Origin of the sequence: Nostocoides sp. F2B08, assembly GCF_009184895.1 — a bacterium.
Taxonomy (GTDB): domain Bacteria; phylum Actinomycetota; class Actinomycetes; order Actinomycetales; family Dermatophilaceae; genus F2B08.
Window position 1 is genome coordinate 285,859 of the sequence record NZ_WESE01000002.1, and the last position, 18,322, is coordinate 304,180.

Annotated in this window: 20 protein-coding genes; 10 read left to right on the forward strand and 10 right to left on the reverse strand. The window is 70.1% G+C overall.

Annotated features, from left to right (window positions below; all coding sequences use genetic code 11):
- Positions 1-19: 19 nt before the first annotated feature.
- On the forward strand, positions 20-442 hold the full coding sequence (locus GA707_RS20730) for a 2-oxo acid dehydrogenase subunit E2 (protein ID WP_193315224.1): 423 nt from the start codon (positions 20-22) through the stop codon (positions 440-442).
- Between the two features lie 3 nt (positions 443-445).
- Here the strand turns inward: GA707_RS20730 and GA707_RS04965 are convergent, their stop codons facing one another.
- Positions 446-1,387, reverse strand: a complete 942-nt coding sequence (locus GA707_RS04965) for an ornithine cyclodeaminase family protein (RefSeq protein WP_152177306.1) — start codon at positions 1,385-1,387, stop codon at positions 446-448.
- Between the two features lie 133 nt (positions 1,388-1,520).
- Between GA707_RS04965 and GA707_RS04970 the strand changes: the two genes are divergently transcribed.
- Positions 1,521-2,912 carry an aspartate aminotransferase family protein gene (locus GA707_RS04970; RefSeq protein WP_152177307.1) on the forward strand — a complete coding sequence of 464 codons (1,392 nt, stop codon included), beginning with the start codon at positions 1,521-1,523 and terminating at the stop codon, positions 2,910-2,912.
- Between the two features lie 93 nt (positions 2,913-3,005).
- Positions 3,006-4,718 carry a bifunctional UDP-sugar hydrolase/5'-nucleotidase gene (locus GA707_RS04975; protein WP_152177308.1) on the forward strand — a complete coding sequence of 571 codons (1,713 nt, stop codon included), beginning with the start codon at positions 3,006-3,008 and terminating at the stop codon, positions 4,716-4,718.
- A 1-nt stretch (position 4,719) separates the two neighbouring features.
- On the opposite strand, the gene GA707_RS04980 is transcribed toward GA707_RS04975, so the two are convergent.
- Positions 4,720-5,691, reverse strand: a complete 972-nt coding sequence (locus GA707_RS04980) for a threonine/serine dehydratase (RefSeq protein ID WP_152177309.1) — start codon at positions 5,689-5,691, stop codon at positions 4,720-4,722.
- Positions 5,692-5,875: 184 nt separating this feature from the next.
- On the opposite strand from GA707_RS04980, the gene GA707_RS04985 reads away from it, so the two are divergent.
- A complete protein-coding gene (locus GA707_RS04985; RefSeq protein WP_152177310.1) occupies positions 5,876-7,651 on the forward strand; it encodes an HNH endonuclease signature motif containing protein in 1,776 nt (591 codons plus the stop codon).
- On the opposite strand, the gene GA707_RS04990 is transcribed toward GA707_RS04985, so the two are convergent.
- A complete protein-coding gene (locus GA707_RS04990) occupies positions 7,648-8,067 on the reverse strand; it encodes a PPOX class F420-dependent oxidoreductase (protein WP_152177311.1) in 420 nt (139 codons plus the stop codon). The two genes, GA707_RS04985 and GA707_RS04990, sit on opposite strands and share 4 nt — an antisense overlap.
- Positions 8,068-8,072: 5 nt before the next feature.
- Positions 8,073-9,560 carry a cryptochrome/photolyase family protein gene (locus GA707_RS04995; RefSeq protein ID WP_152177312.1) on the reverse strand — a complete coding sequence of 496 codons (1,488 nt, stop codon included), beginning with the start codon at positions 9,558-9,560 and terminating at the stop codon, positions 8,073-8,075.
- Between the two features lie 89 nt (positions 9,561-9,649).
- On the opposite strand from GA707_RS04995, the gene GA707_RS05000 reads away from it, so the two are divergent.
- Entirely contained in the window at positions 9,650-10,597 is a 948-nt protein-coding gene (locus GA707_RS05000) for an alpha/beta hydrolase (protein WP_152177313.1), read from the forward strand.
- Here GA707_RS05000 and GA707_RS05005 read toward each other — a convergent pair.
- Positions 10,590-10,898: a GNAT family N-acetyltransferase gene (locus GA707_RS05005; protein WP_152177314.1), complete on the reverse strand. Its 309-nt coding sequence runs from the start codon at positions 10,896-10,898 to the stop codon at positions 10,590-10,592. The genes GA707_RS05000 and GA707_RS05005 overlap by 8 nt on opposite strands.
- A gap of 13 nt (positions 10,899-10,911) precedes the next feature.
- Complete coding sequence (locus GA707_RS05010) at positions 10,912-11,595, reverse strand: TetR/AcrR family transcriptional regulator (RefSeq protein WP_152177315.1); 684 nt, start codon at positions 11,593-11,595, stop codon at positions 10,912-10,914.
- A 42-nt stretch (positions 11,596-11,637) separates the two neighbouring features.
- Between GA707_RS05010 and GA707_RS05015 the strand changes: the two genes are divergently transcribed.
- Both GA707_RS05015 and GA707_RS05020 read left to right on the forward strand, forming a co-directional pair.
- Positions 11,638-11,922, forward strand: a complete 285-nt coding sequence (locus GA707_RS05015) for a DUF1905 domain-containing protein (RefSeq protein ID WP_152177316.1) — start codon at positions 11,638-11,640, stop codon at positions 11,920-11,922.
- Positions 11,919-12,533 (forward strand): YitT family protein, encoded by a 615-nt coding sequence (locus GA707_RS05020; protein ID WP_152177317.1) that lies wholly within the window; start codon positions 11,919-11,921, stop codon positions 12,531-12,533. Before GA707_RS05015 ends, GA707_RS05020 begins: the two co-directional genes overlap by 4 nt.
- Before the next feature lie 9 nt (positions 12,534-12,542).
- On the opposite strand, the gene GA707_RS05025 is transcribed toward GA707_RS05020, so the two are convergent.
- Positions 12,543-14,033: a PhoX family phosphatase gene (locus GA707_RS05025; RefSeq protein ID WP_152177318.1), complete on the reverse strand. Its 1,491-nt coding sequence runs from the start codon at positions 14,031-14,033 to the stop codon at positions 12,543-12,545.
- 114 nt (positions 14,034-14,147) lie between these two features.
- On the opposite strand from GA707_RS05025, the gene GA707_RS05030 reads away from it, so the two are divergent.
- A complete protein-coding gene (locus GA707_RS05030) occupies positions 14,148-14,474 on the forward strand; it encodes a putative quinol monooxygenase (protein ID WP_152177319.1) in 327 nt (108 codons plus the stop codon).
- On the opposite strand, the gene GA707_RS05035 is transcribed toward GA707_RS05030, so the two are convergent.
- From GA707_RS05035 to GA707_RS05045, 3 genes are read right to left on the reverse strand one after another with little or no spacing between them, the layout of a single operon-like run.
- A complete protein-coding gene (locus tag GA707_RS05035; protein WP_226963543.1) occupies positions 14,471-15,355 on the reverse strand; it encodes an amidohydrolase family protein in 885 nt (294 codons plus the stop codon). The genes GA707_RS05030 and GA707_RS05035 overlap by 4 nt on opposite strands.
- Positions 15,352-16,341, reverse strand: coding sequence for an NAD-dependent epimerase/dehydratase family protein (locus GA707_RS05040; protein WP_152177320.1), 990 nt, complete (start codon positions 16,339-16,341; stop codon positions 15,352-15,354). The genes GA707_RS05035 and GA707_RS05040 overlap by 4 nt, the downstream gene beginning before the upstream one ends.
- Positions 16,342-16,347: 6 nt before the next feature.
- Positions 16,348-16,827, reverse strand: a complete 480-nt coding sequence (locus tag GA707_RS05045; RefSeq protein ID WP_152177321.1) for a pyridoxamine 5'-phosphate oxidase family protein — start codon at positions 16,825-16,827, stop codon at positions 16,348-16,350.
- A gap of 90 nt (positions 16,828-16,917) precedes the next feature.
- On the opposite strand from GA707_RS05045, the gene gntA reads away from it, so the two are divergent.
- Together gntA and GA707_RS05055 are read left to right on the forward strand one after the other, a co-directional pair.
- Positions 16,918-17,631, forward strand: coding sequence for a guanitoxin biosynthesis heme-dependent pre-guanitoxin N-hydroxylase GntA (gene gntA, locus GA707_RS05050; RefSeq protein WP_226963544.1), 714 nt, complete (start codon positions 16,918-16,920; stop codon positions 17,629-17,631).
- Complete coding sequence (locus tag GA707_RS05055) at positions 17,624-18,310, forward strand: DUF1989 domain-containing protein (protein ID WP_226963545.1); 687 nt, start codon at positions 17,624-17,626, stop codon at positions 18,308-18,310. Before gntA ends, GA707_RS05055 begins: the two co-directional genes overlap by 8 nt.
- Positions 18,311-18,322: the final 12 nt, after the last annotated feature.

The following is an 18,322-nucleotide window of genomic DNA, read 5'->3' on the forward strand; positions in this document are numbered from 1 at the left end:
GCCCGGGTCCTTCAGCGGGGTGCGGAGCGGCTGCGAGCCGGTCGGGACGAGGCCTACGGGAAGACCTCGCGCCTCGTCGAGATCGCGCCGGCCTGGGCGATCCGTCCGGTGCTCGCGATGTCGAGCGTCATCTCCGGAGGCCTCGGCAAGCCCGCGTTCGGTCAGCCCGGCTTCCCGCTCGGCACGGCGTTCGTCTCCAACGTCGGGACGGTCGGGCTCGACGAGGCCTTCCTGGCCCCCCCTGCCGTTCGCCCGCACGCCTGTCTACCTCGCTGTAGGGGCCATCCGCGAGCGCGCACTCGTCATCGACGGCGAGATCGTCGTGCGGCCGACCACCGTCCTGGTCGCGACCGCCGACCACCGCCTCGGCGACGGCTCCCATGCGGGCGAGATGGTCGCGGGCATGAAGCGGCTCATCGCCGACCCGGACCTCATGGACTGAGCCTCAGGGGAACTCGATCCGTTCACCCACGCCGCGCTCCGACGCGACGCGCAGGACCAGGGAGGCGAGCGCGATGTCGTCCATGGCGATACCCATGTTGAGGACCATCCGACGGCCCTGGTCGGGCACCTGGGCGGCTCCCGTGACGATGGCCGCAAGGTCGGTGTCCGGGTCGGGGAAGTCGTGGAAGTGGCTCACCCCGGCCACGGAGGCGTACTGCCCGAGGTCGTCGACGGCGAAGACCGCCGCCTCCTGAGCTGCGACGGCCCCCATCGCGTCGCCGTAGTCGACGGGCAGGAGCAGGGCGTCGGCCGCGGTGTTCCGGCAGTCGATCCTCGGCTCGACCGGCACGGAGACCGTCGTGATGACGAGGTCGGCGCCGTCGACGCAGTCCGGCGGCGACGTGGCGGCACGGACCGCACGGTCCGGCGCGGCGTCGTGAATCGCCTGCACCGCCTCGGGATGGTGGTCGTGGACGACGATCTCCTCGATCTCCGGGTGCTCGGTCAGCGCCACCTCGAGGTGTCGCCGGCCCTGCACGCCGTAGCCGATGAGGGCGAGCCGGCCGACCCGTCCGGGCACGTGTCGCATGGTCACGCCGGACACCCCGGGGGTGCGCATCTCCGTCACCCATCCGCCGTCGAGGAGCGCGATCGGCCGGCCGTTCTCCGGGTCGTTGACGATGACGGTGCCGAAGATGTACGGCAGACCGTGCGCGTGGTTGGACTCGAACCCGGTGACCCACTTGATCCCTAGGGCGTCGCTGCCCCCGAGATAGGCGGGCATGGCGTTGGCGAAGGCGCCCTTGCGCGGCGCGACCTTCGGCTTGGGTGGGTTCTGCACGAGTCCTTCGGCCTTCTGCCGGAAGGCATCCTCGAGGACGTCGATGATCCGCGGCCAGGTCAGCTCCAGCGACTCCAGGGCCGCGCGACCGAGAACGAGCATGGCGTCACGCTACTGCACGACAGAATCCGTTGCCGATTCGGGAACATGACGCTGATACAGAACCCTAGAATGGCATGAACAACTGATCCAGTTGGATATCGCCCTGCCAGCCCACTGACGTCCAGGAGCCTCCATGACGCCCAACGACCCGCACACCCGGCGCCAGCTGCCGCCGATCTCCCGCCCGGTCGACCCCGCCCGGGTCGAGGAGCTGCTCGCCGCCGAGTGGGCCCGCTTCACCGCGGAGACCCCCGAGTCGGGCGTGCACAACAAGCAGGCGGGCGAGTCGCTGCCGCTCGGCGTGACGAGCTCGTTCCAGCACTGGGACCCGTACCCGATCTCGATCGTGTCCGCCCGTGGCGCCTGGCTCACCGACGTCGACGGACGCCGCCTCCTCGACCTGTCGATGGGCTTCGGCGCGATGCTCGTCGGCCACCTCAACCCGGTCGTCGTCGAGCGCGTCACCGAGGCGCTCACCCACACCGGAACGCTCTTCGTCACCCCGTCGCCCCAGGCGACCGACGTCGCCGAGCGCTTCAAGCGACGGTTCGGCCTCGACATGCTGCGGTTCACCAACTCGGGCACCGAGTCACTGATGTATGCGATCCGCGCCGCCCGCGCATACACGAACCGCAAGGCCGTGGTGAAGATCGAGGGGGGTTACCACGGCGGCTACGACCCGCTGCAGGTCTCGGTCAAGCCGGAGCTGCACGAGATCGGCCCGGCGGACGCGCCCACACCGCAGGTGCCGTTCGACGTCGAGGCGGGGACGGTGCACGTCGTCGCCTACAACGACCTCGACCAGCTGAACCGAGTGCTCACCGAGCACGGTCCCGACATCGCCTGCCTCGTCATCGAGCCGGTCATCGAGAACCTCTCGATCGTGCTGCCGGACGAGGGCTACCTGGCGGCCGTGCGCCAGGCCTGCGACGACCACGGCGTCGTCCTGATCTTCGACGAGGTCAAGACCGGCCTGACCGCCGGACCGGCCGGAGCCGCCCAGCGGCTCGAGGTCAAGCCGGACCTCATCACGCTCGCCAAGTCGATCGGCGGCGGGCTGCCGCTCGCGGCCTTCGGCGGGACGCGCGAGGTCATGGAGGTCGTCGTCGACGGCCGGATGGCGCACTTCGGGACCTACAACGGCAACCCGCTCGTCATGGCCGCCGCGCAGGCGGTCGACGAGATCTGCACGCCCGAGGCGCTCGAGCGGGCCGAGGCGATCAACGTGCGCGCGATGGACGCGATCGACGAGATCATCGCCGAGCACGAGCTGCCCGCGCACACGGTCGGATTCGGCGTCAAGGGCTGTGTCACCTGGTCGGCCGAGCCGGTGCGCAACTACCGCGACTACAAGGCCACCGACTTCCGGATGGCGGAGCTGTCGTGGCTGTGGGGTGTCAACCGCGGCATCCTCACCCCGCCCGGGCTCGACGAACAGTGGCTCGTCTCGCTCGCGCACACCGACGAGGACATGGACCACCTCGTCTCGCACTTCCGCGAGCTGGCGGAGGCGCTGCGGGCATAGGTGTGCGTCGAGGCCCTTGTGCCCCGAGTCACGGAGGTCTAGCGTCCGCTTCTGTGGGGCAGTGCTGCCCCCCAACGGATCGAGGAGGACCGCATGAATCGTCTGCGCGGAGCCGTGGTCGCGGCCGTAGCACTGACAAGTCTGGCTTTCGCCCCCGCTGTGGCGGCGGGCAAGCCACCCGCACCGCCGTCGGGCAAGCCGCCGATCGTCATGGACAAGTCCGTGGTCGATGTGCAGATCCTCGCCCTCAACGACTTCCACGGCAACCTCGAGCCCCCGTCGGGTTCGAGTGGCCGAGTGGGCACTCCCCCCAACACAGTCGACGCGGGCGGTGCCGAGTACCTCGCCACGCACGTCAAGGCCCTGGAGGCGACGAACCGGAACACCGTCGTCGTCTCGGCCGGTGACCTCATCGGCGCCAGCCCGCTGCTCTCCGCTCTGTTCCACGACGAGCCGACCATCGAGGCGATGAACCAGATCGGCCTCGACATCAACGCCGTCGGCAACCACGAGTTCGACGAGGGCGCCGACGAGCTGCTCCGCATGCAGAACGGCGGGTGCCACCCCACGGACGGGTGCCTGGACGGCGACGGCTTCGCGGGTGCGGACTTCCAGTTCCTGGCTGCGAACGTCGTCGACGAGTCCTCGGGCGACACGATCTTCCCCCCCTACACGATCGAGAACTACAACGGCGCCAAGGTCGCCTTCATCGGCATGACGCTGGAGGGCACGCCCCTGATCGTCAGCCCCTCGGGTGTCGCCGGTCTGCAGTTCAACGACGAGGCCGACACCGTCAACGCCCTCGTGCCGCGCCTGAAGCAGATGGGCGTGAGCGCGATCGTCGTCCTGGTCCACGAGGGTGGTCTTCCGGCAGCCTTCGGCATCAACGAGTGCAACGGGATCAGTGGCCCGATCGTCGACATCGTCGATCGGATGGACCCGCGGGTGGACCTCGTCATCAGCGGCCACACCCATCAGCCCTACAACTGTGTGATCGACGGCATCCCGGTGACGAGCGCCTACTCCTTCGGTCGCCTCGTGACCGACATCGACATGCGAGTCGACCGCGCGAAGAAGGAGGTCACCTCCATCGCGATCGAGAACAAGATCGTCACCCGGGACGTGCCCGAGGACGCCGGCATCACGTCGCTCATCGAGCGGTACGACGTCATCGCGGCCCCCATCGCCAACCGGGTGATCGGCAGCATCACGGCCACCATCACCCGGACGGCCAACCCCGCAGGCGAGTCCGCACTCGGCGACGTGATCGCCGACGCCCAGCTCGACGCGACGGACGACCCCGGCTTCGGGGACGCCGTCGCGGCGTTCATGAACCCCGGCGGCATCAGGGCCGATCTCACCTATGCGGGCTCGTCGGCCGGAGAGGGTGACGGCAACGTCACCTACGGCGAGATGTTCACCGTCCAGCCATTCGGCAACAGCCTGGTCACCATGACCCTGACCGGCACTCAGATCGACACGCTGCTCGAGCAGCAGTTCGAAGGGGCGTTCCGGATCCTGCAGGTCTCGGACGGGTTCACCTACACGTGGAGCCAGTCCGCTCCCGTCGGCTCCAAGGTGGACATCGCCACGATCGCGATCGACGGCGTGGCCATCGACCCGGCAGCCAGCTACCGAGTGACGGTCAACTCCTTCCTCGCCGACGGAGGCGACCGCTTCCCCGTCCTCGTCGAAGGCACCAACCGCCTCGGCGGAGCGGTGGACACGGATGCCTTCGAGGCGTACTTCGTGGCGAACTCACCCGTGTCACCCGGCCCGCAGAACCGGATCACCCTGGTTCCGTAGGTCACTCGGCGAGCAGCTCGCAGAACAGACCGGTCGCGATGTTGCGACCGGTGAGCAGGACGACGGTGACGCCGGGGCTCTCGGCGTCACCGTCGTTCGTGACGAGTCCCTCGCGCAGTGCCGCTACGCCCACGGCTCCGCTGCCCTCGACGACGAGTCCCGCCTCGGTCGCGAGCTGCGCCACCGCCGAGCGGATAGCGGGCTCGGGGGCACCGCATACCGGGGTGTTCGTCGCGGCCAGCAGGGCAGGGGTGACGCTGCCGGTCTCGATGTTGCCGGCGAGCCCGTCGGCGATGGTGTCACCGACGTCGACGGGGATGACCCGGCCGGCGGCCATGGCGCTCGAGACGACGGGCGAGCGGGCGGCCTCGACGCCGATGATGTGCCAGCCGGCGCGTCCCGCGAGCACGCGAGCCGTCCCGGCGGCCAGTCCACCGCCGCCGACGGGGACGAGGACGGTGGCCGGCTCGACCTGCTCGAGCAGCTCACGCGCGAGCGTCGCCTGCCCCGCGATGACGTGCGGGTCGTTGTAGGCGGAGACGAAGCGACCATCCGCGCGCGCCAGGTCGAGAGCCGCCGACTCGGCCTCGTCATAGCTCTGTCCGATCTGACGCAGGTCGACGTCGAAGCCGCGCAGCGCAGCGACCTTCGCCGGTGACGCGGTCTCCGGGACCACGACCGTCGCCGGCACATCGAGCCGGGTCGCCGCGTACGCGATGCCCAGGCCGTGGTTGCCCGCCGAGGCGGTCACGATCCGTGCACCCTCGGCGGCATAGGCGGCACAGGCGGCGAGGGCGCCGCGCACCTTGAACGAGCCGGTCGGCTGCATGGTCTCGAGCTTGGCCAGGACGGGTCCCGCGATGCCGGTGAGGCGGAGGGGCACCACCGGCGTGCGCTCGAGATGCGCGCTGACGACGTCGTATGCGGCGGCCAGCTGGTCGTCGGTCGGCACCTGCTCGCTGGGCTCGGTCATGAGGGCCATTATTGCGGCGTTCGGACGGGGCAGCGGCGCTACGAGCGTTGTCGGGGAGGGCTGTCAGCGGTCTCGCGTAGGGTGGTGCTCGGGGTGTGCGCGTGTCTTGGATTTGGCTGCACGCCAATCGAATTGAGTCGACTTATCTCTTGCGGATCCATGCCGGCCCTGTATAGAATCGAACATGCGTACAGATCAGGTGACTCCGGCACAGCCGATCGCGTCTGGTGCCGCCGTCGCGACCGTCCCCGTCGAGGCGGACGCTCCGCTGGGCGATCTCGTCGGTCTGCTGCGTACCGCGACCCGGCAGGTCCGGAGGATGGCCGCGCAGGTCCAGGACGCCACGACCGATGCCGATATCCGGATGTCGCATCTCGCCTCCCTCATCCAGGCGGTCAACTCGCTCGGTCGGGCCTGCGCGGGGGTCGAAGCCGGAGCCGTCTCGGCGTTCGCGCGACGGGACGAGGTGACCGACGCCGACGACGTGCTCGTGACGGAGCGCCCGCAGCGCATCCGCGGCTCCGGGTTCATCCACGACGACGCCGCGCTGGAGGTCGCGCACCTGCTCGCCGTGTCCGAGGGGTCAGGTGCGACGCGGGTCGAGCGGGCCGCCGAGCTGACGCACCGCATGCCGCTCACGCTGGCTGCGGTGACCGCGGGACACATCGAGATCTGGCAGGCTCATCAGCTCCTCGACGAGTGTCGCCTGCTCGACGACGAGGAGGCGCGTGAAGTCGACGAGTGGCTGCACGGTCGGCTCGGCCGCATCGAGCCGACGCGGCTGCGGGCCACCGCGCGGTACGGCGTCAGCCGGGTCAACCCCGACAAGGTCCGCCATCGGGCCGAGAAGGCGAGGCGTGGCCGGACGCTCGAGGTCTGCCCGTCCTCGGACCCGGGGCTGGCCCAGCTCTACGCACTGATCCCCAGTCACCACGCGGCCGCGATCTGGGAGGCGGCGTCGACGCTGGCCACGGACTACCAGGAGCTGGATCCGACCCTGACGATCGACCAGGCCCGTGCCGACGCATTCGTCGACCTGCTTCTCGCCGACGTCGACGTCCGGGCGTCCGTCACGCTGGGGATGCCGGTGGTCACGAGCCGGACCTCCGCGGTCGGCGACTCGCCCGATGAAGCCGACGGTCTCGACGAGTCCCTGCGCGACAAGGTACCCGAGGACTACACGACCGAGGATCTCGACCGACTCTTCGGACCGGAGGACCGGGAACCTCCGCCACCTTCCGATGCGGAACCTCCGGCCGGCATGCCCTACGTCCCGCACGACCGACCACGCGAACGCATCGAGCCGGACGACTCCTACGACGGCCCTGGGAGGGTGCCCGACCGGATCCCCGACTGGATGCTCGACCCGAGAGAAGGCGCCGAGCCGAGTTCGCCGATCCACGGGACGGGTCCGCTTGCCGGTGCCTTCACGACCGGCGTGACCGTCCCCAAGGTCGGGTACATCCCCTGCGACGTCGTCGCGACCTTGCTCGGACGACTCGACCTGCGCATCTCGCGCGCCCTCCTGGACTCGGCGACCGGGACGGTTCTGGAGACGGTGACCGACGCATACAGCCCGCCGCGCCGGATGCGTGACTTCGTGCAGGTGCGCGACGGCCAGTGCCGCATGTACGGCTGCGCCCGACCCGCTACGGCCTGCGACGTCGACCACGCCGTGCCGCACGACGCCGGCGGGCCGACCTCACCGCAGAACCTCGCCGGCCTCTGCCGACACCACCATCGGGCAAAGCAGTCGCGGGCCTGGACCTACCACCTGGACCCGCTGACCGGAGTCGCCACCTGGATCAACACCCGGACAGGAACGATCCGGGCGACCCATCCGGCCACCTCTCTGGCCGTCGACACCATGCGACGGCGACTGTTCGACCACGACGACGCGACGCAACCGAAGGAGCCCGACACGGAGTCAGAGGTCGACGCCGGGCCCCCGCCCTTCTAGGAGACCGGCTCCGGCTCCACTTCGACGAAGATCCCTGCGCGTGCGGCGCGCCGCAGCCCGACCTTCGAGCCGACGCGGTCCACGATGTCGGAGAGTCGCGCCGGCAGGCCGTACTTCGCGACCACTGCCCGTCGCGCCGCTGCGACACCGTCGGCGTCACGGTCGACCCGAGCCACCCCCCGGAAGGTCGGCGTTCCGTCCTTGACCCGCCCCCTGAAGTCACAGGCTCGCAGCTCGACGCGCGTGGTGTGGGCGAGGCGCTTGGTCTTGCCGGTGTCGTCGACGGTGATCACCGCGAAGGAGGTGGGGCCAGCACCGGTCGGCGCGAACCAGACCGGCGTCGGCACGGCGACGCCCGTGCGCCGGAAGGTCGTCAGCTCGACGTACTGGGCTGAGGCGAGCGGGTGCTGGTCCATGACGGTCAGGCTATGTGCCAGTCCAACCACGGCCTCGCACGCTCGAGCAGCGCCTGCTGCTTCGCCTCGTCGAACCCGTCCCACATCGCCGGCATCCGGCGCGATCGGTAGTTGGCCTCGAACACCTCTCGGTGGTCCCGCACGAACGTCCAGTACAGCGCGTCCCAGTCCTCGGTCCACTCGCCCGTCGGGAAGTCGGACATCTTCCGCAGGTAGTTGCTGCCACTGACGTACGGCTTGGTCGTCATCGCCTCGCCGGCGGCGAACTGGCTCATGCCGTACACGTTCGGCACCATCACCCAGTCGTAGGCGTCGATGAACAGCTCCATGAACCACTCGTAGACCTCGTCCGGCTCGATCCGCAGCAGGCACATCGCATTGCCGAGGACCATGAGCCGCTCGATGTGGTGGGCGTAGCCGGTGTCGAGGACCCGCTCGATGACGCGGTCGACCGGGTCGAGCCCGGTGGTGGCCGTCCACCAGCCATCGCCGAGGGAGCGTGTGTGCGCCAGCCGGTTCGACGTGCGCAGCCGACGGCCGAAGAGGACGTAGGTCGCGCGCATGTACTCGCGCCAGCCGATCACCTGCCGCACGAACCCCTCGAGCGACTCGATCGGCACATCGTGGTCCTCGGCGGCGTCGAGGACGGCGGCGATGACCTGGTCGGGGGTGAGCAGCCCGATGTTGAGCATCGGGGTGAGGAGCGAGTGGTAGACGAAGCGGTGCTCGGCTGAGAGAGCGTCCTCGTAGGGGCCGAACAGCTCGAGGCGCTCTGCGACGAAGTGCGCGAGGTGCGCCGCCGCCTGGGCGTGGGTCGTCGGCCAGCTGAAGGCGGTCGGGTCTCCGGGAGCCTCCGAGAAGTCACGCGCGACCGACTCGATCGCCTCGGCGACATGGCGGTCCCGGTCGGGGAAGGCGACCGGTGGCGGTGTGTGTCCGCGGGGGAGCTTCTTACGGTTCTCCGTGTCGAACGACCAACGTCCACCGACCGGCTCGCCATCGTCAACAAGGATGTCGAGACGCCGTCGCTGCCACGAGTAGAAGTGCTGCATCCGCGCCGGGTGCCGTGCGAACCACTCGCGCAGCTCCGCCCGTGTCGTCAGGAAGCCCGGCGACTCGAGGACATCCTCGTCACGCGGCTCGAGACCCGCGCCCGCGAGCGCCTGCCGGAGGTCGCGCTCGAGCCAGTCGTCCACGACGTCGACCAGGCTCACCCGGTCGGGCCGGAGGTCCTGCAGGTATGCGGTGAGCCGCTCGAGCGTCGACCGCTGCGGGTCGGAGCGAATCAGGTGGGTCTCGAACCCGGCGTCCTCGAGCCGGTCCCGGAAGGCCGCCATCGATGCACGGTGGAGGACGAGCTTGTGCGAGTGGAAGCGGTACTGGCGGAACATCAGGTCGTCCTCGACGAGGACGAAGCACGTTCCGTCCTCGGCGTCGAGGTGAGCCGCGAAGAGCTGGTGCGGATAGACGATCCGAATCGCGACGTCGCTCACCGAGCCGACGCTAGCCGGTGCGCGCCTGGAACGCCTCGAGCCACTGCTCGCCGGCCGAACGGCGTTGCGCACCTGGCATCATCCGCGCCATGAGTACCCCTTCGGAGCAGACCGCGGCTGTGCGTCCGGCGATGACCGGTCTCGTCCTCGCGACCGTATGGATCTTCGTGCCTCTCTGGGTGCTGGTCAGCCGCTGGGATGTCCTGCTCGCGGGTCACCCGGCCTACCTCGTGCTGGTCCTTGCCGTCCTCGCGGTGGGCATCATGCTCGCTGTCCGTGCTCGGAAGCCGCGGGCGCCTCGGTCCGGTGCGCGCCGCATACTCCTCGGCCTGGGCGCGGTCCTCGCGACGGTGACCGTCGTCGGGGCGGTCGCCTGGCTGCGGCCGTTCGGTGCCGACCAGGTCGCCCTCGATCTCATGACCGGTACCGAGGACGTCGAGGTCACCGATGCCCGCACGAGCATCACCCTCTCCCCGCGCGCCGGCGAGCCGACCGTCGGAGTCGTCGTACAACCCGGGGCACGCGTCGACCCGCGCGCCTACGTGCCGCTGTGGGAGCAGGTCAGCGCACAGGGCTACCTCGTCGTCATCGTCAAGCAGCCGCTGAACATCGGCTTCCTCGCCCTCGGCGCGCCCAGCGGCGTCATCGACGACCATCCGGAGATCGGGGCGTGGGCGCTGTCCGGCCACAGTCTGGGCGGAGTCGCCGCCTCCGAGTACATCGCCGACGACCCGCAGCGGACCGACGCCCTCGTGCTGCACGCGAGCTACCCACTCGGCTCACTCGCCGGCCGGGACGACCTCGTCGCCGCATCGATCTCGGGCAGCGCGGACGGCCTGTCCACTCCTGAGGACATCGAGGCGAGCCGGGCCGACCTGCCGGCAGACACCGTCTTCACGCAGGTCGAGGGGGCGGTGCACGCGTTCTTCGGCGACTACGGCGAGCAGCCGGGCGACGGGGTCCCGACCATCGGACGCGAGGAGGCCCAGGAGCAGATCGTGGCGGCCACCGTCGAGGCGCTCGAGCGGATCAGCTGACCGGACCGTGCACCAGCTCCCGGTAGTCCGGGTGCCGGTCGATCCACGCCTTGATGAACGGGCACCGCGGCACGACCCGGCGCTCTCCCGCGTCACGGACGGCGTCCAACGCCTGGCGTGCAAGGGCGCTGCCGACCCCGCGCCCTTCGTAGGCGTCGTCGACCTCGGTGTGGGTGAAGATGATGACGTCGTCTCCTCGCAGGCGATATTCCGCGAAGCCGGCGAGCTCGCCGTCGACGCGGGCCTCGAAGCGCTGCTCGTCGGGGTTGTCGGTCACGGTCACGGGTGTGTCGTCACTCATGGCGTCCATCCTGTCAGGACCCCGGCCGCCCCGTCTCCAGCCGCCGTTCGAGACCGTCGAGGATGATCTCGAGACCGAAGTCGAACTCGTCCGCGAACTCGAAGCCGGCGGCGATCACCTGCTCGCGCAGCATCTCCGCGAGGTGCGGGTAGCGGTCGGCGGGCAGCTGGTCCTCGATGCCCACCGCATACTCCTGCTCCTGCCCGGCCGCGAAGGGCACTGTCTGCTCGGTGAGGACGAAGCCGTAGACGTATGCGTCGATCGCCGAGAACGCATGCGTCGCCATGACGACCGTGAACCCGTTCGCCCGAAGACAGCCGAGCACCGAGTCGTGGTGGGTCAGCAGTGCCGGCCCCGGGGTCCGCGACTCGATGAGGCCGAGGGCCCACGGGTGGGCGGCCAGCACCCGGCGCGCGGACGCGGCACGCTCCCGCATGGCCTCCCGCCATGGGTCCCGCGGCGCCGGCACGTCGATCTGGGTGAACACCCAGTCGGCGAGTGCGTCGAGCAGCGCCTCCTTGCTCGCGACGTGGTGATAGAGCGACATCGCCTCCACGCCGAGCTCGGCGGCGACGTTGCGCATGCTGACCCGGGCGAGGCCACCCTCGTCCGCGACGCGCACGGCGGCGTCGACGACGCGCTCGGCGCTCAGCGGCGGACGCGAGCCCCGTCGCCCTGCGCTGCCCGTGCTCGACATGCCCAGACCTTCTCACGCGACCGGGGCTCGTATGGTGGGCGGGTGCAGCTGACGTTCTCCGGCGAGGTCTTCCACTGGCGTGGGCCCGCTCCGCACCACTGGGTCGCCGTCCCGGCCGAGGACTCCGAGGAGCTCGCCACCCGGCCGGAGCTGAGCTACGGGTGGGGCTGCATCCCGGCCGTGGTGAGCGTGGGACGCTCTCGGTTCGAGACCTCGCTCATGCCGAAGGACGGCCGCTATCTCGTGCCGATCAAGGTCGCGGTGCGCCGGGCCGAGGGGATCGAGCTCGGTGACACGATCGCCCTGGACGTTCGGATCGGCGAGTGAGCGGGAGGCGCCGCGCGGCGTTGCTCGTCGTCGGATGCCTGATCCTCGGGTTCGGCGTGGCACTGCTCCTCGTCGCCGACCTCGGGTCCGACGGGTTCTCGACCCTCGTCAACGGCCTCGCGATCGCGACGGGACTGCCGTTCTTCGTCGCCAACACGATCGTCTCCGGTGGGTTCCTCGTCCTCGCGGCACTACGCCGGGTGCTGCCGGGCATCGGCACCCTCGTCCAGATCGTCCTCGTCGGAGCGACGGTCTCGGTGATCTTCGAGTACATGGGAACGCCGTCCAGCCTCGCCGCCCGCGTCGGCCTCGTGCTCGTGGCCATGCCGGTCCTCGCCGTGGGGATCGCGATGTACCTCGGCGCCAACCTCGGCGCCGGCCCGATCGAGGCGGCCGCGCTCGCGTGGGATCCGCCCGTGCCGTTCAAGTGGAGCTACAGCGCCGTCCAGCTGCTCGGCGCCGCAGTCGGCTGGCTGCTCGGCGGAACCATCGGCCTGACGACCGTCGTCGTCATCGCCTCGCTGGGCCCGCTGGTGGACCTGACCAGCCGGCTGCTGCGGCTCGACGTCCACCAGGGACCGGCACATCACGAGCCGGTCCCTGAGCGGTGAGGTCGCTGTCTAGACGCCGATCGACGACCACGGACCCCAGATCGCGAAGGTCATGCCACGGCTGGCCTGGATGTTGACGAACAACGTCTGGTTCTTGTCGTCGAACGTCGACCCGGCGAACTCGTCACCGAAGCGCGGCGCTCCGTTGGCTCCGCGCAGCCGGTTGAGCGCGATATCCCAGAGCTGCCCGTCGACGGACAGCCCGCGCAGGAAGTTGTCGCCCGAGCTGTCCTCGCACACCACGAGCGTCCCGCTCGCCGAGGTCGTGATGTTGTCGGGGAAGTCCAGCGTCGAGGGCCCGTCGGACTGGAAGACGCAGCGCAGGACCTGGCGTGCTGGATCGAAGCCCCACACCTGGCCGAACCCGTTGCCGTAGCCGCCCGGGTCCTCGAACCCGGCTTCGGCCGGACCTCCGCCCTGGGTCGAGGTGAAGTAGATGACGCCGTTGCTGAAGACGGTGCCCTCAAGGCGGGAGAAGAGCGCCGCGCCGCGGTCCCACGCCTGCCCTCCGACATGGACGATCGCCGTGTTGTTGGGAGTGGACGCCTCTTGTCCTTCGGTGTAGGGGTAGGCGACATCCGGCTCCGCGATCGGCACCCACTCCACGTCGTACTCGATCCCCTGCGGCTGGTTGCCCTCGAGGTGGGCATTCGCGACACCGACGACCTTGAGCGCCTCGAGCGTGCCGCCGTCCTCGAGCCGCCCGACCACCATCGGGTCAGTCGGCGGCTTGTACCGGTAGAAGCAGGACGCGAAGCCGAAGTTGTCCTCCGAGAGGTACAGGTACCCGCTCGCCGGGTCCCACGCGACCGACTCGTGCGCGAACCGACCCGCGTTCCGGATCGGCGTCCTGCTGCCCTGACCCTCCTCCGGGTCGACCGAGACCGGCACCTCGAAGATGTATCCGTGCCGCTCCTTCAGCGGGACGTTCGAGGCTCCGGTGAAGTCCGGTCCCACGTCGGGGCCGTTGACCGTCTCCTCGCAGGTGACCCAGCTGCCCCAGGGCATCTCGCCGCCGGAGCAGTTCATCATCGTGCCGTTCAAGGAGGTGTATGCGCCGAGCACCTCGCCGTGCTTGGTCACGTGGACCGTCGTGGTGCCGCCACCGCCCATCGAGTCGTACGGCGTCCACGGACCGAAGGCCGGGGTCGGGTTGTTCACCTCGTGGTTGCGCACGAGGACGACCGTGTTCTGCGGGCCGGCGAAGGCGGCCATCCCGTCGTGCCGGCCGGGCAGGACCGTGCCGTCGTCGAGACGCACCGGCGTCTCGGTGTCGTGGAAGGAGCGGTACTGGAACCCTCTCGGCAGGTGCAGCCGCACCAGACCGTCCCGCTTGTCCCGGATCGGGACAAGGGCCGCGGCCCGTGGCGCGCGACGTGCCTGGGCCGGGGCGGCGGCGAAGCCGGCAAACGGACCGGCCAGCGCGCTCGCGGCAGCGAGCTTGAGGACGCTTCGGCGTTCCAGACCTCGGCGTTCGACACTTCTGTTCTCGATGGTCATGACTGCTCCTCCTCAGGACGACGACGCTGTCATACCCGATAGGGCGTCACGCTAGACCTCTCGAGCGGATCCCGCATCCTCTCGTGCTGGCGCCGAAACCCTAGGCTGACCCCCATGATCCTCATCACCGTGAAGTTCCCAATCCGCGAGGACAAGCTCCAGGAGTGGCACGACCTCTCGGCGTACTACGCCGAGGCGGTGAACGCCGAGCCGGGCTGCGTCTTCTTCGAGTTCTCCCGCAGCGTCGCCGAGCCGAACACCTTCCTCGCCATCGAGGGATTCCGGGACTCCGAGGCAGGCGCCGAACACATGCGCCAGGACCACGTCGCCCGGTTCATGTCCGAGATGCCCGACATCGTCTCGGCCCAGCCACAGATCATCTACGTCGACGCGCCGCAGATCGAGGGCTTCGCGCCGATGGGCGAGATCCAGCCCCGCTAGGGTGGTCCGGCCAGACAGAGCAGCCGGGCGGCGTTGTCGTGCAGCACGGCCCGCTCCCAGTCGTCGCCGAGACCGAGACCGAGGACCGCGTCGACCGCGTCGACGTACCGGTACGGAATGTTCGGGAAGTCGCTGCCGAACAGGATCCGGTCCTGCAGAGCCGCCAGATCCCCGAGCCGGTCGCGGGGGAACGGGGCGAGCGCCTCGGTGAAGGCCGTGAACGCCATCGTCGTGTCGAGATGCACCCGCGGATACTCCGCGCACAGGTCGAGGAAGGCGCCGTACTCCGGCATCCCCAGGTGGGCCATGACGAGCGTGAGGTCGGGTTGCCGCTCGAGCAGCCGGCGCATGTGCCGCACTCCCGTATGCCGCCCGCGGGCCGGGCCGTCGCCGCCGTGGATGACGACCGGGATCCGGCGCTCGGCGAGCAGCTCCCACACCGGGTCGAGGAGCGGGTCGTTCGGGTCGTAGCCGCCCACCTGGACGTGCGCCTTGAACACCTGGACACCGGCCTCGACGGCGACCCGCGCATACTCCGCTGCCTCCGGCTCGGGGAAGAAGGTGCCGGAGCGAACGCAGTCCGGGTGCCGGTCGGCGAAGTCGGCGGTCCACTCGTTCAGCCACCGGGCCATACCCGGCTTGTGCGGGTAGCACAGCGACGTGAACCGCAGCACCCCGAATGAGCGCAGCCACGCGAGCCGATCCGCCTCCTCGCCGCGGTAGGTGATCGGCCACGTCCGTCCCGTGAGCGGGCCGGCGGAGTCGAAATAGGCCCAGACCTTCCGCATCACCTGCGACGGCATGAAGTGCGTGTGGATGTCGATGATCCCCGGTATGCGGCGCTCGCCCAGACGGGATCGGACGGCTTCCCCTTCGGTCACCCGCCGACGGTACCGTCCAACGCGGCGCGCAGGGCGACCTCCTCCTCGTCCGTCAGGCCCGTCCCGCGCGGCTCGGTGCGGGTCTCCTCGTAGTCGAGAGTGCGGCGCAGGGTCTCCTCCAGGGGTCGGGTGCTCAGGCCGTTCGACCGGGCGGCGCTCGTGTCGAGCGTGGCGAACCAGCGCCAGTCCGGGTCCGAGATCCACAGCGGCAGGGAGGTCGGGCCCATCCACTGCGCGACGCCCTCCCGCTCGAGCACCTCGGCCGGAACCGGCCGCGGCGTGGGGGCCCCGGCGCCGACGACCCGGCGGCCGGTCTCGATGAGCTCGCCGAGCGTCGTCGTCGGGCCGGTCGCGTTGAAGGCTCCGTCGACGCGTTCTCCCGCCGCGTGGACGATCCAGGCGGCGAGGTCGTCGACGTCGATGAGTGCGCACGGGAAGTCGAGGTCGGGTGGGGCGAGCAGGTCGGGTCCGGTCGGATGGGCGGCACGCCACACGTAGTAGCCGCTGCGCCCCGAGGCGTCGCCCGGGCCGCCGATGAGACCGCAGCGCACGATCGTCGAGGTCGCCTCCGAGGAGCGCACCGCCTGCTCGCAGGCCACCTTGGCAGGGCCGTACTCCGACATGTCGGCCATCTCGTCGGCATCGAGCGGGTCGAGCAGTGGCGCGGACTCGCCCTGCTCGGGGCGGTCGAAGCGCGCGTAGACGTTGGCGGTCGAGACGAAGACCCAGTGCCGGGTCCGCACGTCCCGGACGGCGCGGCGTACGTGGCCCGGCTGGCGGGCGACGTCCACGACGGCGTCCCAGTCCTCTCCCGCCAGCGGCGCCAGGGCGTCGTCGGTGTCACGGTCGGCGGTCACGAGGCGCGCGCCGTCCGGCACGGGAGCGGATCCGCGCGCCAGGCAGGTCACCTCCCAGCCGGTCGCCAGGGCGTTCCGGACGACGGCACGCCCGAGGAAGGCGGTGCCGCCGAGGACGAGAAGACGCATGTGCGGCTACAGGTTCGTGATGCCGCTGTCGCCGAGGTCGGTCTCCTCGCCGGTGACCTTGGCCTTGACGAGCTCGACGACCGTGACGACGGAGCCGGGCGTGTCCCACCACTCGGCCGTGTCCGCCGTGACCTCGAGCAGGACGCTGTTCGGGTCCTGCGGACCGCCCTCCATGAACGAGTCGGTGAAGAAGCCCCACAGCTCCTCCAGGCGATCCGGGTCGTCGACGACGGCGGCCGTTCCCGTGAGCGACACGTAGCCGTCCTTGCCGGCGTAGAACACGTTGACCCGGGGGTCGGAGCGCAGGTGACCGACCTTGGCGCTGTCCCGCGCGGTGATCCAGTAGGTCGTCCCGGGGTCGTCGAACGTCTGGGTGCCCATCGGGGTGGCGACGAGCCGTCCCCGGGCATCGAGATAGGTGAGGGACGCGATGCGCGTCGACTCCATGATCGAACGGACGGTCTCCACCGGTGACGTGTCTGACATGCCTGCAGCGTAACGTTTGTGCAGGTCACGGCGTCGTCCGTGGTCTGCGTGCGGTGGCGGCGAACCTTGTCGGGCTGACATGGTCGACGGATGTCGACCGTCACGATCACCGACCCGGACCTCCCGTCGTTCCTCTCCGGGCTGGGCTCCGCACACCTCGAGAACGCCCCCGATGACGACATCGTCGACGCGGTCCGGGCCATGATCGCCCATCCCGAGTACCCCTGTCTCGGCGCCCGCTCGGTGTTCCGGCGGGACTCCGCGCACATCACCGTCCTCGACTCGATGGACGCGGCAACCACCGGAGTGTTGGCAACCCGGCTCCGCGGCTTCGCGGCCGAGCACGGCGAGGACGAGGACTTCGTCTCGTTCATCGCGACCTTCCGGGCTCCGGTGCCCACGGCCGAGCGCGAGTTCGAGAACTCCCTCTGGCGCATGCTGCAGAGCTTGCACGACCTGGACGGTCGGCCGTGGCCGTCCACGGTCAGCGCGGATCCCGGCTCGCCGCACTTCGCCTTCTCGTTCGCCGGCACCGCGTTCTTCGTCGTCGGACTGCACCCGGCCGCATCGCGTATCGCGCGGCGGGCACCTCTGCCGACCCTTGTCTTCAACCTCCACCACCAGTTCGAACGACTTCGTGAGGGGAGCCGGTTCGAGCGGATGCGCACGGCGATCCGCCGCCGCGACGAGCGGTTGCAGGGGACGGTGAACCCCATGGTGGACGACTACGGGGCGTCCTCCGCCGCGCGCCAGTACTCCGGTCGCGCTGTCGGACCGAACTGGGAGGCTCCGTTCCATGCCTGACCCCACCCCCATGCCTGATCACCGACCCCGCCCCGAACGGCAGCTGTCCGCGCGTGTGCCGTACGACGGCGACGGCGACGGCCCCGCCGCCGGCTGGCACCGCATACCCCCGCAGACGGGGCACCTCGTGCGGCTCGAGGCCGGGCAGGTGCTCGAGATCGTCGACCCGCTCGGTGAGCAGGTGAGCGATCTGTATGCGGTGGCCGCCGACGACGTCGAGGAGTGCCTCTCCGCGGGGCGCACGGTCGACTACAACAACACGATCTACATCTCGACCGGCCACCGGCTGTGGAGCAACCGCAGCCGCGTCATGGCCACGGTGGTCGAGGACACCGTCGGCGTGCACGACCTGACCCTGACCCCGTGCAGCCAGGAGACCTTCGACATCCTCTACCCCGAGTTCGAGGGTGCGCCGCACCCGAGCTGCTTCGCCAACCTCTGCGCCGCGCTGGAGCCGGCCGGAGTGGCACCCGACCGGATCGGCACGACCCTCAACGTCTTCATGGACGTGTGGACGGACCGGCTCGGCGAGCTCCACATCGACCCGCCGCCGACGGTGCCTGGCGACCGCTTCGCCATCCGGGCCGAGCTGCCGCTGCACGTCGGCGTCACCGCATGCTCGGCGGAGAAGTCCAACAACGGCCACTGCACGCCGATCGATGTACGCGTGCGACGCTGACAGACCCCCACC